17 protein-coding genes are annotated in these 13,906 nt (G+C 74.6%); 6 read left to right on the forward strand and 11 right to left on the reverse strand.

Annotated elements, in window-relative coordinates:
* Positions 1-431: 431 nt before the first annotated feature.
* Positions 432-1,454, reverse strand: a complete 1,023-nt coding sequence (locus ACF9IK_RS03095; protein WP_395292685.1) for a LacI family DNA-binding transcriptional regulator — start codon at positions 1,452-1,454, stop codon at positions 432-434.
* Between the two features lie 11 nt (positions 1,455-1,465).
* Complete coding sequence (locus ACF9IK_RS03100) at positions 1,466-1,951, reverse strand: DUF6194 family protein (protein ID WP_395292686.1); 486 nt, start codon at positions 1,949-1,951, stop codon at positions 1,466-1,468.
* Positions 1,952-2,013: 62 nt separating this feature from the next.
* Between ACF9IK_RS03100 and ACF9IK_RS03105 the strand changes: the two genes are divergently transcribed.
* Both ACF9IK_RS03105 and ACF9IK_RS03110 read left to right on the forward strand, forming a co-directional pair.
* Positions 2,014-2,742 carry a MerR family transcriptional regulator gene (locus tag ACF9IK_RS03105; protein WP_395292687.1) on the forward strand — a complete coding sequence of 243 codons (729 nt, stop codon included), beginning with the start codon at positions 2,014-2,016 and terminating at the stop codon, positions 2,740-2,742.
* Between the two features lie 196 nt (positions 2,743-2,938).
* Positions 2,939-3,973, forward strand: coding sequence for an ROK family protein (locus ACF9IK_RS03110; protein ID WP_395292688.1), 1,035 nt, complete (start codon positions 2,939-2,941; stop codon positions 3,971-3,973).
* A 54-nt stretch (positions 3,974-4,027) separates the two neighbouring features.
* Here ACF9IK_RS03110 and ACF9IK_RS03115 read toward each other — a convergent pair whose 3' ends face one another.
* The 3 genes from ACF9IK_RS03115 to ACF9IK_RS03125 all read right to left on the reverse strand — a co-directional run bounded on the left by ACF9IK_RS03115 (position 4,028) and on the right by ACF9IK_RS03125 (position 6,123).
* Complete coding sequence (locus ACF9IK_RS03115; protein WP_395292689.1) at positions 4,028-4,723, reverse strand: type 1 glutamine amidotransferase domain-containing protein; 696 nt, start codon at positions 4,721-4,723, stop codon at positions 4,028-4,030.
* Between the two features lie 385 nt (positions 4,724-5,108).
* The gene (locus ACF9IK_RS03120; RefSeq protein ID WP_395292690.1) at positions 5,109-5,240 is read right to left on the reverse strand and encodes a hypothetical protein; all 132 of its coding nucleotides are present in this window, start codon (positions 5,238-5,240) and stop codon (positions 5,109-5,111) included.
* Positions 5,241-5,580: 340 nt separating this feature from the next.
* Positions 5,581-6,123 (reverse strand): CGNR zinc finger domain-containing protein, encoded by a 543-nt coding sequence (locus tag ACF9IK_RS03125; RefSeq protein WP_395292691.1) that lies wholly within the window; start codon positions 6,121-6,123, stop codon positions 5,581-5,583.
* 96 nt (positions 6,124-6,219) lie between these two features.
* Here ACF9IK_RS03125 and ACF9IK_RS03130 point away from each other — a divergent pair, with 96 nt between their 5' ends.
* Together ACF9IK_RS03130 and ACF9IK_RS03135 are read left to right on the forward strand one after the other, a co-directional pair.
* On the forward strand, positions 6,220-7,809 hold the full coding sequence (locus tag ACF9IK_RS03130) for an FAD-dependent monooxygenase (protein ID WP_395292692.1): 1,590 nt from the start codon (positions 6,220-6,222) through the stop codon (positions 7,807-7,809).
* Between the two features lie 298 nt (positions 7,810-8,107).
* Positions 8,108-8,749: a dihydrofolate reductase family protein gene (locus ACF9IK_RS03135; protein WP_395292693.1), complete on the forward strand. Its 642-nt coding sequence runs from the start codon at positions 8,108-8,110 to the stop codon at positions 8,747-8,749.
* A gap of 189 nt (positions 8,750-8,938) precedes the next feature.
* Here ACF9IK_RS03135 and ACF9IK_RS03140 read toward each other — a convergent pair whose 3' ends face one another.
* The 3 genes from ACF9IK_RS03140 to ACF9IK_RS03150 all read right to left on the reverse strand — a co-directional run bounded on the left by ACF9IK_RS03140 (position 8,939) and on the right by ACF9IK_RS03150 (position 10,463).
* Positions 8,939-9,160, reverse strand: a complete 222-nt coding sequence (locus tag ACF9IK_RS03140; RefSeq protein ID WP_395292694.1) for a helix-turn-helix domain-containing protein — start codon at positions 9,158-9,160, stop codon at positions 8,939-8,941.
* On the reverse strand, positions 9,160-9,645 hold the full coding sequence (locus tag ACF9IK_RS03145) for a DUF2975 domain-containing protein (protein ID WP_395292695.1): 486 nt from the start codon (positions 9,643-9,645) through the stop codon (positions 9,160-9,162). The genes ACF9IK_RS03140 and ACF9IK_RS03145 overlap by 1 nt, the downstream gene beginning before the upstream one ends.
* Before the next feature lie 290 nt (positions 9,646-9,935).
* Positions 9,936-10,463, reverse strand: coding sequence for a MarR family winged helix-turn-helix transcriptional regulator (locus tag ACF9IK_RS03150; RefSeq protein WP_395292696.1), 528 nt, complete (start codon positions 10,461-10,463; stop codon positions 9,936-9,938).
* 137 nt (positions 10,464-10,600) lie between these two features.
* Here ACF9IK_RS03150 and ACF9IK_RS03155 point away from each other — a divergent pair, with 137 nt between their 5' ends.
* Positions 10,601-11,011, forward strand: coding sequence for an organic hydroperoxide resistance protein (locus ACF9IK_RS03155; protein WP_395292697.1), 411 nt, complete (start codon positions 10,601-10,603; stop codon positions 11,009-11,011).
* 80 nt (positions 11,012-11,091) lie between these two features.
* On the opposite strand, the gene ACF9IK_RS03160 is transcribed toward ACF9IK_RS03155, so the two are convergent.
* On the reverse strand, positions 11,092-11,550 hold the full coding sequence (locus ACF9IK_RS03160; protein WP_395292698.1) for a hypothetical protein: 459 nt from the start codon (positions 11,548-11,550) through the stop codon (positions 11,092-11,094).
* A gap of 166 nt (positions 11,551-11,716) precedes the next feature.
* Between ACF9IK_RS03160 and ACF9IK_RS03165 the strand changes: the two genes are divergently transcribed.
* Positions 11,717-12,088: a hypothetical protein gene (locus ACF9IK_RS03165; protein WP_395292699.1), complete on the forward strand. Its 372-nt coding sequence runs from the start codon at positions 11,717-11,719 to the stop codon at positions 12,086-12,088.
* Between the two features lie 66 nt (positions 12,089-12,154).
* Here ACF9IK_RS03165 and ACF9IK_RS03170 read toward each other — a convergent pair whose 3' ends face one another.
* Together ACF9IK_RS03170 and ACF9IK_RS03175 are read right to left on the reverse strand one after the other, a co-directional pair.
* A complete protein-coding gene (locus ACF9IK_RS03170; RefSeq protein WP_395292700.1) occupies positions 12,155-12,805 on the reverse strand; it encodes a beta-glucanase in 651 nt (216 codons plus the stop codon).
* A 139-nt stretch (positions 12,806-12,944) separates the two neighbouring features.
* Entirely contained in the window at positions 12,945-13,622 is a 678-nt protein-coding gene (locus ACF9IK_RS03175) for a CBS domain-containing protein (protein ID WP_395292701.1), read from the reverse strand.
* Between the last annotated feature and the right edge of the window lie 284 nt (positions 13,623-13,906).

Consider the following 13,906-nt stretch of genomic DNA (forward strand, 5'->3'; position numbering starts at 1 on the left):
CTTCCCCCAGCGAACCGTGGCGCCCCCGGGCGGCTGCCACCGCCCGTCCGTGATCTCGACCAGGGCGGCGTCGTCACGGCCTCCGCTCGTACCGCGCCACACCACCCGCCCACGGAACACCGCGTCCCACCCCGGCCGGTACACCCCGGTCGTCTCCGCGTCGCCGACCACGTGGGCCGAGGTCAGCACGAGCCGGGCCCGACCGCATACCCCGAGCCGCGGCCGGACGGCCGCCAGCCCGATATCCAACTCACTTACTCCGTCCGTAAGATCATGCTTTCAGCGGACACCCTAGGAGGCGCAGGTCTGCGGGCGCAGGCGAAACGGCACGTCGCTTGGCGAAGTCGACGGCGTGTACGGGGCGCAGGAGAGGGCTCCCCCGGCGCGCCGGCGGCGGTCGGGTGGCCACCGAGCACCGGGGCGGTCGGCGGTCAGTGAGCAGCGGGTGGGATCTCGCCGGAGCCGCGGGCGATCAGTCGGGTCGGGACCTCGATCCGCCGGGCGGGGCCTCGATCGCCGTCGATCCGGTCGAAGAGCAGCCGGGCCCCGGTCGTGCCGAGGCCCGCCGGGTCCTGGGCGACGACGGTCAGGCCCGGGTCGAGCAGGTCCGCGAGTTCGAGGTCGTCGAAGCCGACCAGGGCGGGCCGTCCGGCGCCCGTGGGCAGGTGGTGCAGCGCGGCCAGGGTGATCCGGTTGTTGCCGGTGAACAGCGCGGTCACGGCGCCGGGCCCGCCGGTGAGGCGCGCCACCGAGCGGGCCACGGTCGCGCGGTCGGTGGGGCCGGTGGCGATCCACCGCTCGTCGACGGGCAGGCCCGCCTCGACCATGGCCTCCCGGTAGCCGCGGAGGCGCGCGGCGCAGGTGTGGATGTGCGGGAGGTCGCCGACGAAGCCGATCCGGCGGTGGCCGTGCCGGATCAGGTGCCGTACCCCCGCCCGGGCGCCGACCGCGTTGTCGCTGAGCACGGCGTCGGCCTCGATCCCCGTACCGGGCCGGTCGAGGAACACCACCGGCGTACCGGCGGCCGCCTCGGGCAGCAGGTAGCGGTGGTCGTCACCGGCCGGCACGATCAGCAGCCCGTCGACCCGGCGGGCGCAGAAGGCCAGCGCCAGCTCGCGCTCGCGCCGCGGGTCCTCGGCGCTGGATCCCGCGAACAGCAGGCGGTCCCGGGCCCGGGCGACCTCCTCCACGGCGCGCGACAGCGCCGAGGAGAAGGGGTCACCGAGGTCCTCCAACAGCAGGGCGATGCTCGCGGTGCGGCCGGTGCGCAGCAGCCGGGCGCTGTCGTTGCGGCGGAAGCCCAGTTCGGCGATCGCCGCCCGCACCCGCCCGGCGGTGGCGGGCGTGACGCCGCTCTCGCCGTTCACGACCCGGGACACGGTCTTGAGCCCGACGCCCGCCGCCACGGCCACGTCCCGCATGGTGGGCCGGGATCCCGCTCTGCTCCTGGTCATGCCACCGCAGCCTAGCGGCGCCGCACCGAGGCCGTGCCGGCGCGCCGCTCGTACCGCGAGCGTGCCCGGCGGTGGGCCTGCTCCAGCAGGTCCCGGATCGCCGCTCCCGTGCGGGGGCCGGGGTTCACCACGGCCAGCCAGCCGGCGGCGCCGTAGACGGGGTGTGCGATCACGGTGTCGGCCTCGCCGGGGTCGACCGCGGCAGCGGCCGGATCACCGGGGGCGTGACCCGTCCACCGCGTGAACGCCTCCCGCCCGGTGGCGACGTTCACGCGGAAGGCGTCCGGCCGGTCCAGGCGTGAAGCCTCGTCGCCGGGACCGTCCTTGGTCACCACCGTCGCGAACGGCTGGGTGCGCGTCGGGGTGACGCCGTCGGGCGCGTAGTAGAAGAACGCGTCCCCCCAACTGATCTCCGGGGTACCGTCGCCGGGGGCCGGCCTGAGGGTCAGGACGCCGTCGAGGCCGTCCACGAAGCTGATGATCTCGTCCATCGTCATGTGCTCTAGCGTGGCGTTCACGTGCTTGTGGAGACTTCGAGGCCGAAGGGACGGGTTTCAGGGTGCAAAGTCTCAAATCGGGTGGCCTGCGCACCGTCGACGTCGCGCGGCGGGCCGGGTGCTCCGTCCAGCAGATCCGCAATCTCGAACGCGACGGGGTGCTGCCGCCCGCGATGCGCACGGCCGCGGGCTACCGGATCCACGGCGAGGTTCACCTGCAGTCCGCGCTGGCCTACCGGGCCCTCGCCGCCGGCTCAGGCCCGACCGAGGCCAGGAGGATCGTGCGCGCCGCGCACCGGTTCCCCACCTCGTCGGAGGTGTTCGCCCTGCTCGACGCGGCGCACGCCCGGCTCCACGCGGAGCGCACGGAACTGGGGCAGGCCGAGGAGGCCGCGCAGGCGGTGTCCGACGAGCCGATCGAGGACGTCCGCGCCTCGGACGCGATGAGCGTCTCCGAACTCGCCACCGCTCTCGGCGTGCGCCCTTCGACGCTGCGGCACTGGGATGCGGAAGGCCTCGTGGTGCCCGACCGCGACCCCGCGCGCGGGGCGCGCCGCTACACGCCGGCCCAGGTGCGGGATGCCCGGATCGTCCACCAGCTGCGCAGGGCCGGCTATCGCATCGCACCGCTCCGGGCCCTCGTCCCGGAGCTCCGACGGGCACACCGGTCGCCGGACATCACCACCGCGCTGGCCAACCGGGACGCCGAGCTCGCGGCTCGCTCCAAGGCCCTGCTCGACGGTGCCACAGCACTCGGCGCCATCCTCTCCGTGCACGGAGGGACGGCCTGACCGGCCCCGCGGATACCGGGGCAGCCATCGCGGGCAGCCGGGGCGACGGCGCTGCCCACCGCCTGGACAACGTTGTCAGAAGTGGTCAGAATCGGCCCGACCGACCACCTCGGCCACCGGCTCGCCCACCGCCACCACCGCGGGGCCCTCCCGGCGGCCGGACACCCGCCCGCCCGCGAACGCCGGAGTAGCCACGATGAGCCATGACCGGGCCACCGCCACCGACGACCAGCGCCCCGAGCGGCCGCCCGTGCTCGCCGCGCTCGACGTCGGCGGCACCAAGATCGCGGGTGGCCTGGTCGGACCGGACGGCGAACTCCTCCACCGGGTGCAGCTGCCCACCCCTGCCCGGGAGAACGCCGAGGCGGTGCTCGCCACCGTGCACCGGGTCCTCGACCTCGTCGCCGAGCACCCCCTGGCAGCGGCCGCCCGGGCGGTCGGCATCGGCAGTGCCGGGCCGGTCGACATCCGGCGCGGCACGGTCAGCCCGGTGAACATCCCCGGCTGGCGCGACTTCCCGCTGCGCGACGCCGTCGCCGAGCACCCGGGCATCAAGGGCCGGCCGGTCGTCCTCGGTGGCGACGCCGTCGCGATGGCCGCCGCCGAGCACTGGCGGGGCGCCGCCCGCCCCTACCGGAACGCGCTCTGTATCGTCGTCTCCACCGGCGTCGGCGCCGGGCTGATCATCGACGGCCGGCTGCACACCGGCCCCACCGGCAACGCCGGTCACCTCGGCCACCTCACCGTGGAGCTCGACGGCCGCCCCTGCCCGTGCGGGTCGCGCGGCTGCATCGAGGGCCTGGCCAGCGGGACCGCCATCGCCCGCGCCGCCCGCGAGGCCGGCTGGCGCCCGGCGGGCACCGAGACCGCGACCGGCGTCGGCGGCAACGCCGACGCCTCGGCCGCCGCGGTGGCCGAGGCCGCCCGAGCCGGCGACCCGATCGCCCGGCAGGCCTTCGACGGCGCCGCCCGCGCGCTCGCCGCCGGGATCGCGGCCACCGCCACCCTGGTGGAGATCGAGGCCGCCGTGGTCGGCGGCGGCGTCGCCCAGGCCGGCGAGATCTTCTTCGGGCCGCTCCGGCACCACCTCGCCGGCTACGCCACCCTCCCCTTCGCCTCCGGCGTGACCGTCCTGCCCGCCCGGCTGGGCACCGACGCCGGCCTGGTCGGCGCCGCCGCCCTGGCCCTCGACGCCCTGCCGACCGGCGCACCGCCGACCGACGGCCGCTGAACCGGCCGCGTCGGCGCCGGCGGAAGCGACGCCCGGCGGCCGGTGGCCGCGGGGTCAGGCCAGCCGCTTCAGCAGCTCCTCGGCCAGCGGACCGGCGGAGGAGGGGTTCTGGCCGGTGACCAGGTTGCGGTCCTCGACGACGAAGGGCGCCCACGGCTCGCCCTCCTGGACCAGGACGCCCGCCTCGCGAAGCCGGTCGTGGAGCAGCCACGGCGCCTTGTCGGCGAGGCCGGCCTGGGCTTCCTCGGCGTTGGTGAAGGCGGCCACCCGGTAGCCGGCGAACGCGTTGCCCCCCTCGGCGTCGACCGCGGCGAGCAGGGCGGCCGGGCCGTGGCAGACCACGCCGAGGGGCTTGCCGGAGCGCAGCGTGCGGGCCAGCAGCCGGCCCGAGTCGGCGTCTCCCGAGAGGTCCTCCATCGGGCCGTGGCCGCCGGGGTAGAAGACGGCGTCGTAGTCGTCGAGCTCGACGTCCGCGAGGCGGACGGGGTGCTGGAGCTCCGTGAACCCCGCGAGCGTGTCGGCGACCCGCTGTGCCCCCTCCGCGCCCCCGTTCGCCTCCGGGGCGAGGCTCGCGCGGTCCACGGTGGGAACCACACCGCCCGGGGTGGCGACGGTGACGCCGTGGCCGGCGCCCTTGAACAGCCCGTACGGGACGGCGGCCTCCTCGGCCCAGAAGCCGGTGGGGTGCTTGGTGCCGTCCGCCATCGTCCAGCGGTCGGCGCCGGTCATCACGAAGAGGATCCTTGCCACGGTGCGGTCTCCCAGCGTCGGGTCGGAACCCCGTCCGCCCCCGGCACCGGGGCGGATCGCGGGCACGCAGTGTCGGGGCGCACGGTTTCGGAGCCAGCGGTGTCGGAGCAAGCGGTGTCGGGGGGTTTGTCGCCCTCGAACCTAGGCGCGCTCACGCGCCGACGGCCGCCGGCAACGCCGGTGCCGGGCACCGGACGGTCGATTCCTCACCGGGATCGCCTACACATCCGGGCATGGGCGGGAACCGATCACCCCGCCCACCCGTCATCCTCGTGGAGCCGCCACCACGTCGCCACTGACGCGGACTCAGTGCCCCTTTCACTGTTCACCGCCGAGGCCCGAGGAGTCTCGATGATCGGGTCAAGCCGTCTCGGCCCCCGGCCGATCAACGGTGAGGACCGGCGATGACCGCCTGGACGCGTCTGCGGCCCGCGACGTGCTTCTCGACGCGGAAGTCCCGGTGCGGGTCGGCCTTGACGATGCCGGTGTTCGCGAACAGGACGGACGGTTGGGACACCCGTCACGGCCGTCGCCTGTGACGCTCGGGTCGGTACGGGTCGCCGGCGCAGGACCGACTGCAGCGCGCAGGACGTCCCGGCGACGTCCACCACCCGGTCAGCCTCGTCGGCCGGGTCCAGGGGTGGCCACCCCTCCGAGGTCACCGAAGGCGAAGGCCCCGAGCCGCATCCGCCCCTCCCGGGCCGCTGACACCCTACGGAGATCCATGCCGACGCCGTCGACTCCCTGATCGCCCGCGTTCACGAAGTCCTGGTGGAGCTGCTGACCCATGGGGCTGCCGCCGTGGGCGCCGCACGGCAGGGACTGCGCCGGGCCGTGCAGCGCGTACTGGCGGATCGTCAGCCGTTGGCGCGCTGGGCACGGTGGGCGGCGACGCGCACCCGGGTGGCGCAGCGGGGGGTGCAGTAGCGCTGCGGGGCGCGGCGACCGGTGTCGATGAAGAAGCGGTCGCAGTCGGGCGCGGCGCACCGGCCCCATGCGCAGGATCCGCGTTCGCCGAGCCAGAGACCGAGGGCGAGGGCGGAGGTGGAGAGGAGCCAGTGGGTGAGGCCGGCGCCGGGGGGCGCCTGGGTGTGCAGCGACCACGGACGGCCGGGGAGGCGGACGAGGCGGGGCCGGGCCGGGTAGCGGTCGAGCAGGGTGTTGATGGCCTCGGCCGCCTCGTCCTCGTCGCGGAGGGCGAGGATGCGGATCAGGTGGGCGGTGGCCCGGCGCAGCTCCCGGGCGTCGGCGTCCGTGAGGCGGAAGGGCGGGCCGCCGTGGCGTTCCAGGAGGGCCTGCAGGTCTGCGGCGCCCACTCGGGGGTCGTCCCGGACGGTGTTCGCCAGTTCGGCGATGAAGTGCAGGCCTCGGGGGTTGTCGCCGCTGAGGTCGTCGGTCATGGGTTCGCCCTTGTGATCGCTTGTCAGACACCCCATGGTAACGTCAGAATCGGTTTTTAGGCGTTACCACGTGTCAGGCGATACCCAGGGGGCGAGATGCGATTCCCGGCTACGACGTCGGTGCTGGTTGTAGGGGGAGGCCCGGTCGGCCTCACGTTGTCGCTCCTGCTGTCGGAGTACGGCGTGGAGCACCTGCTCGTCGAGGCGCACGAGGGCACCTCACTGCACCCCAAGGCGCGCGGCGTGTCGGCGCGTTCGATGGAGGTCTTCCGTCGGCTCGGCCTGGAGGCGGACGTCCGGCGGGCCGGACTCCCGGCCTCGCACGTCTTCTTCTACCGCGGCCGGGACCTCGTCGACCCGGACTTCGTGCGTGCCGGGATCGCGGGCGGGGCGGAGGAGGGCGCCGGGCACACGCCGTCGCCGGGACTGATCTGCTCCCAGGACGCCCTGGAGAGCGTGCTGCTGCGACGTGGGCGCGAGCTCGCGCCGGACGGCGTCCGGTTCGCCACCCGACTGGTGTCCTTCACCGAGGACGGCGGGGGTGTGCGGGCGGTGCTGGAGGACCGGACCACCGGCGGGCGGCACACCGTGCGTGCCGACTGGCTGGTCGGCTGCGACGGTGCGGCGAGCACCGTGCGTGCCGCCGCCGGGATCGCGATGGACGGGCCGACGGGGCTGGGGCACTTCCTCAGCATCCGCTTCGAGGCGCCGCTTGGCGAGGTCGTGGCCGACCGGACGAGCGCGTCCTACTTCCTCACCGCCCCCGGCCGCGGCGGCTTCCTGGCCGTGGACAACGACCGGCACTGGATCTACCAGCACCCCTACGACCCCCGCGACGACGACGCCGCAGGACTCCCGCACGATCACCGGCGGCTGGCACGGCTGGTCCGGGACGCCGCCGGTGTGCCCGGCCTCGACGTGGCGGTCCGCGACACCATGGCCTGGCGGATGGACGCCCGACTCGCCGAGTTCTACCGCAGGTCACGGGTGCTGATCGCGGGTGACGCGGCCCACGTGGTACCGCCGACCGGCGGGCACGGCATGAACACCGGGATCGGCGACGCCCACAACCTCGCGTGGAAGCTCGCCGCCGTCGCCCGGGGGTCGGCCGGCGAGGGGCTCCTGGACACCTACCAGGGTGAACGCCGCCCGGTCGCCCGCCAGGTCATCGACCTGTCCCTGGCCAACTCCCGCGCCCGAGGCGGCTACCGGATCGACGACGAGCTCCTGCTCACCGCGGTCTACCGCTCCAGCGCCGTCATCGCCGACTCCGACGGGCCCGAGCACCCGCCGCTGGACCCGGCGCGCGAGCTCCGGAGAGGCGAGCCCGGAGGCCGCGTCCCGCACCTGCCACTGGCCTCGGTCTCCGGGGTCTCGTCCACGCTCGATCTCGTCGGCCCCGGTTTCACCCTTCTCACGCACGCCGACGACGCCGCCTGGCGACGACGCGCGGACACCGCCGGGGCGGCGGGGCTGACCGTCGCCGTACGTCCGCTCACCACCGGAGCGCGGAACGCGACGGACGGTGGGGCCTGGACCGCGGCGTTCGGTGTGCCGTCGACGGGAGCGGTCCTCGTGCGTCCCGACGGCCATATCGCCTGGCGGGCGCCGCATCCGTCGGCGGACCACACCGAACTGCGCGACGCACTGCGACGGATCCTCTCGGTCCGGGCCGCCCGGGAGTGACCGGCGGGACCGTGGCGGTCGGCCCCCGCGATCCGCCGCCCCGACGGCCGGCAACTCCGCGGTCGGCCTCCGCCTCCCCGTCCTCGGCACCGAGGGCCTCACCGGTGCGTGGACGTCCGCGGCATCGTCGAACCGGCCGAGGACCGGGAGGGGCCCCGCCGCGGCGGGCCGTCGTCCGGGTGACGCCGCAGGGCAGAACCGGGTACCGGCGCGGCGACGAGTTCTGCGACACCGACAGGTCTACATCTTGACCGGGACGACCAATTCACCGGACGACCGACTCATCGGGAGTGCAGACATGGGCCTCATCCACATCGAGCTGTTCGCGACCCTCGACCTCGTCGGGCAGGCGCCCGGCGGACCCGACGAGGACCCGGTGGGGTTCCCGTTCGGCGGCTGGCAGGCACCCCTGCTGAACGAGGTCACCGGGGCGCAGATCGGTGCCGCGTACGAAGGCACGGACGCCCTCCTGCTCGGCCGGCGGACGTACGACATCTTCGCCGCCTACTGGCCGCACCAGAAGGACGGCGAGATCGCCGAGCTCTTCAACCGCGTCCCGAAGTACGTGGCCTCCCGCGGCACGCCCGACCTCCCGTGGGCCGGGTCCACACAGCTCGGCCCGGACCTGGCCGCCGCGGTGCGCGAGATCCGCGAACGGCACGAGAACGTGAAGGTCGTCGGGAGCCTGGACCTGGTGCAGACCCTCCTGCGGGAGAAGCTCTTCGACCGGCTCGACCTGTGGGTGCACCCGATCGTGCTCGGCGTCGGGAAGAAGGTGTTCGACGGTGGCGCGGTGCCCACGAACCTCACGCTCCTCGAACCGCCGGTGGCCGACCCGCAGGGCACCGTGTACGTGCGCTACGGGCTGGCCGAGGGCACGCCCGCGACGGGCGACATGAGCGCGCCCGACCGAGGTCTCGGCGGCGACGCCCTCCGGTGATCCTCCGATGACCGCCGTCCCCAGCGACGGGACCACCGCGGGTGTCGAGTCGCCCGCCGCGCCGCCCACGCCGCGGCGCTCGCCGGCGCGGTCGGCGGGGTACCTGCGGCTTCGCCAGCGCGGGGTGAGGGCACCACCTGACCGGCAGGCCCGGGCGCCAGGCGACGTCGCGCCCGGCACCCGGGCCTGTCACCCGTCCGCGGCGACCTCGGCCTCCCACCGGAGCAGGTCGCCCGGCTGGCATTCAAGCACCTCGCAGAGCGCGGCGAGCGTCGTGAAGCGCACCGCCTTGGCCCGACCGTTCTTGAGTACCGCAAGGTTGGCGGGGGTGATGCCCACGCGGTCCGCGAGCTCGCCCACGGACATCTTCCGCCTCGCCAGCATCACGTCGATGTCGACGGCGATCGGCATCAAATCACCTCGTCCAACTCCGCCTGCATCTGCGCCGCCTCGACGTCACGCGCGACGGCCTGGGCGAGCAGCATCCGCAGCACGAGGACGATGAGCGCGACCCCGAGGATGGCCACGCCGATCCCGCCCATGATCACCGTGACGCCCGGGTCCTCCCGCTGGCCCGGCGCGTTGATGGCCGTGACCGCGAACCACACGAGGGCCGCCGCCACGATCGCGCCGATCACGCCGTCCACGTACCGGAAGGCGGCGTGGGAGAACACGGTCCCGCGGCGCACCATCGCCACCAGCCGCCATACGCAGACCAGGGCGACCTGGGCCGCCATCAGCCCCAGGATCGTGATCAGGCGCAGCGGGGTCAGCGGGAGCGACCCGTCTTCCGGATCGGTGGCCAACGCCCACACCATCAGCACCTGCACACACACGGTGCCGGCCAGCACCACCACGAGCACGGCGCGCAACGCACGTACGGTCAGTCTTCCCACGACCCGTCCCTCCATCGACTTGCGATGGAAATCTATCGAATTTCGATATCCACAGCAAGGCTGGAACGACGAGCGGCGACCCCACATCGCGGCGGCCCCGCATCTCAGCGGGACCGCCGCCGGCCGGCTCGACCCGACGGGGGCTTCCGGGACGACTGCGCCCCCTCCCGAAGCACCGAGAGGGGGCCGCTCTACTGGGACCGCTCTACTGGGACCGCTCTGCTGCGGACAGCCGGGGAGGGCGGCCCGGACCAACGGGGCCGGAGGCCCCCTGCGGGCAACGGCGGAGGTCAGCCGTCGGCGCCGGCCGCCAGGACCGCCGCGTCTAGCGCACCGGTCAGGCGGTCCAGCAGGGCGCGCAGTGCACCGAGGTCCTCGACGGGGAGGCTGGTGGCGGCGAGGAGCCGACGGGGCACCTGGCCGGCATGGTCGCGCAGGGCCAGCCCGGCATCGGTGAGGCCGACCGTGACCGACCGCTCGTCCTCGCGGCTGCGCTCCCGGCGGACCAGCCCGGCAGCCTCCAACCGCTTGAGCAGCGGGGAGAGCGTGCCCGAGTCCAGCCGCAGGAGTCCGCCGATCCGCTTCACCGGCAGCTCGCCGTGCTCCCAGAGCACCAGCATCACCAGGTACTGGGGGTAGGTGAGCCCCAGATCCTTGAGCAGCACCCGGTAGACGCCGCCGAAAGCGCGCGAGGCGGCATTCAGCGAGAAGCAGATCTGCTGGTCGAGGCGGAGCAGCTCGGCATCGCGGAGCTCGTCCGCGCCGTGGAGCTCGTCTGCGTCGTGGAGCGTCTCATCGGTCTCGGGGGACGTGGCCATACCCCCATCCTACCGATCGCGCACGCCATTCAGTTGTGCGCAATTGAATTGCGTGCTCTAATTGTCCCTGCACGGCGGCCCGACCAGGCCGCCGTGGACAGATGCACGACCGACGCAGGACGGAAGGGAACGGACCCATGGACGCGCTCTACACCGCAGTGGCCACCGCGAACGGCCGGGAGGGCCGCGCCGTCAGCTCCGACGGACAGCTGGACCTCGCCCTGGCGATGCCGCCCGCCCTCGGCGGCAACGGACAGGGCACCAACCCCGAGCAGCTGTTCGCCGCCGGCTACGCGGCCTGCTTCGCGAGCGCACTGAGCCTGGTCGGCCGGCAGGCCCGGGTCGACACCAGCGAGGTCTCGGTCACGGCCGAGGTCTCCATCGGCAAGGACGGGGCCGGCTTCGGCCTGGGCGTGGTCCTGCGCGTGGAGCTGCCCGACTCCCTCGCGGGCGAGAACGGCCAGCTGCTGGTCAAGCAGGCCCACGAGGTCTGCCCCTATTCGCGCGCCACCCGCGGCAACATCCCGGTGGAGCTCGTCGTCGAGTGACCTCGCCTCACCCGCACGGGCGCAGGGCCCGTCCCGGCCCATCCCGGCCGCCTCGGCCAGCGGCGGGCACGGCTGCTTCGCTACCCGGCCGGGCCGCCGCCCGCCCGGCCGCCCGCTCCACCGGCTCCCGAAGCGGGCCCGCCCGGCGCCCCGCCACCCGAACCGGCACCACCCGAACCACCGGCACCACCGGCACCACCGACTGATCGGAGGACGTCGAGCCGGTGCCGGTACTCCTCCGTGTCGATCTCCCCGCGCGCGAACCGCTCGGCCAGCAGCTGCTCGGCCGCCGGTGGCGCAGCCCTGGGCGGCCCGCCGGGCCCACCCGGTCCGGCCGACCCACCCGGTCCGCCGGCACCGGCACCGCCCGACCCCCACGGAGCCGGCGCGACGGGCCGCGACGTCCGTGAGAGGTGGCGGACCAACGCGATCCCGGCCAGCACCAGCACCGCCAGGAGCAGCAGCATCCCGAACGCCAGCAGGCCCATCCCCCAGCCGCTCAAGCCGTTCCCGTGCCCATGCCCGTTCCAGTGATACATCGCGGACCTCCTCTGCCGGCCCGGGACCGGAGCCGCCGAGGCGCCCGGCCCCCACCCACCCATCGTGCGCCCGGAACCGACCGGACGAGCGTGAGGATTGTCTGAGAATGCCCGGAACCGACCTCCCGCCCCGTCGGGCGACCCACCGGGGGTAGCGTTACTGACCATGGACCGACACTCGCCGATCGACGACCCCGAGCGGCTCGTCGCGACCGGAGTGCTCCGCCGCTACGAGGACGGGCGCCTGCACCCGGCCCTCGGCTACTCGCCGATCTCCTACGTCTCGACCCGGCTCTGGGACGAGCTCACCGCCCTGGCCATCGCCCCGTCCGCCGCCACCACGACCGCACACGCGCTGCTGCGCGCCATCGCCGCCGATGCCGTCGACGCGGCGCTCGCCCCCGGCAACGAGCGGGCCCCGCACAACGACCTGTACGTGACCCACCCCGCGTACATCGGTCCGCACCGCAGGGTGGTCTGGTTCCAGCGCGCCGGCCCGCGCGGCCTGATCATCGCGACCCTGCCGCCCGGCTCCTGAGCCGGACCCGGAGCCCGCAGGCCCGGGCCCGCCCGCCGGCCCGATCCGCCGCCCCTGCCCCCGCTCTCAGCGCTCGACCCAGAGCGCGCGGCAGACCCAGCTGAGCCGGGGCGGCCCGAGCACGGGCGGCCGCGCGTGGTAGGTGCCGTCGGAGACGGACAGGTTGACGATCAGATAGGCGTGCCAGTCCGGACCGACGCCCCGCCGGTCGGCGTGGATCAGCGTGTCGTCGACGAACCAGTCCACGGACTGGGCGCCGAACACCGTGCGCAGCTCGAAGGTCGCGCCCGGGGCTATACCGGCCTCGGCCCCGTGCCAGTAGCGGTATCCGCCGCGGACGTGGTTGGAGATCTCCAGCAGGTCCGGGTTGTCAGGGTGGTACTCGAACACGTCCACCTCGTTGCCGCCGTCGCGCCACGTCCAGATCGCCGGCCACGCGCCGAGCTCGACCGGGAGCGTGACCTCTGCGCCGAGCACGTCCCCGGTGCGGACCTGGAAGCCCTCCGGGCTGCCCTCGGTGGTGAGCAGGTTGCAGGTCCACAGGTCGCTGCCGCGGCGCCGGGTGGCGGCGAAGACGCCGCCGGGGCAGTACGCGCGACTGAGGAAGTCGAGTTTGTGGTCGCCGCGGTTGGTCGGCCCCATCCGGGGATAGGCGCTGCTGCGCCCCGCCGTCCACTGCCTGGTCGAAGTGAAGTCCGCATCGAACACTACCGCCACGGCCGCCTCCCCGGTGCCCCTGCGCGCCGCCGGCCCTCCACCGGCGGACACACAGGGTGACTTACCCGGCACGCTCCGCATTATGCGAAGCGGACCGTCCGGATCCGTGGCGGCCGCGACGACCGTGCCGCGGCGGCGGTCAGCCGACCGGGGCCACCTCGGCGCCGGTCCCGCCGAAGCCGCGGAGGCTGGCGAGCCGGTCGGTGACCGAGACGACGCCGTCGACCGAGCGGCAGAGGTTCAGCACGATCGGGACGAGGTACGGCTCAGGGACGGTGCCGCTGAGCACCACGCGGCCCTGGTCGACCTCCACCCCCACCTCGGCCGGGCTGACCCCCTCGATCCGGCCGAGCACCTCCTCGACGATCTCGCGACGGATCACCCGGTCCTCGCGCAGGAACACGCGCAGCAGGTCACCCCGGCTGACCATGGCGAAGACCCGGCCGTCCTCGTCCAGCACCGGCAGCCGCTTCACGCCGTGCCGGGCCATCAGCCGCGCCGCCGCGACCACGCTCGTGCCGGGGGTGGTGCAGACCGGCGGACCGGTCATCAGATCGGCCGCGGTGACGGCGCCGCCCGGCCCGGTGCGGGTCAGCTCGGGGGCCGGCAGCAGGCTGCCCGGGTCCTCCTGGGCCGCCAGGGTGAGCAGGAGGTCCGCCTCCGAGACGATGCCGAGCGGCCGGCCCTCGGTGTCGACCACCGGCACCCCGGTGATGTCGTACTCGGCCAACAGGGCGACGATCTCCCGGAAGCCGGTCTCGGGCGCGACCCCGACCACCGGGCTGGTCATCACTGATTCGACGCTGGCATGCCGCACGCCGGTTCACCTCGTCCGCGAGCGATGTCGGCCGGACGACCGTCGTCCGGCCGCGGTACCTGGAGCATCGCCCCCGGCAGCGGGGGACCGCCAGGGGCCAAGGGGCTGAAAGCCCGGGACCAACGGCCCCTGCCGCCGAACACCCCGTTCACCACCGGCCGGCCGGGCTCGGCACGCCCCGGCGAGCGCCCGTGCTGTGGCGGCCCGCGTCCGGCGGGGTGATGCTGCTGGGAGAGACCGGCCCCCGGACCGCGCCGCGCCGTCCCCGCCAGCACCGCCCCGAG

It is taken from the genome of Kitasatospora hibisci (assembly GCF_043950205.1).
GTDB lineage: Bacteria > Actinomycetota > Actinomycetes > Streptomycetales > Streptomycetaceae > Kitasatospora > Kitasatospora hibisci.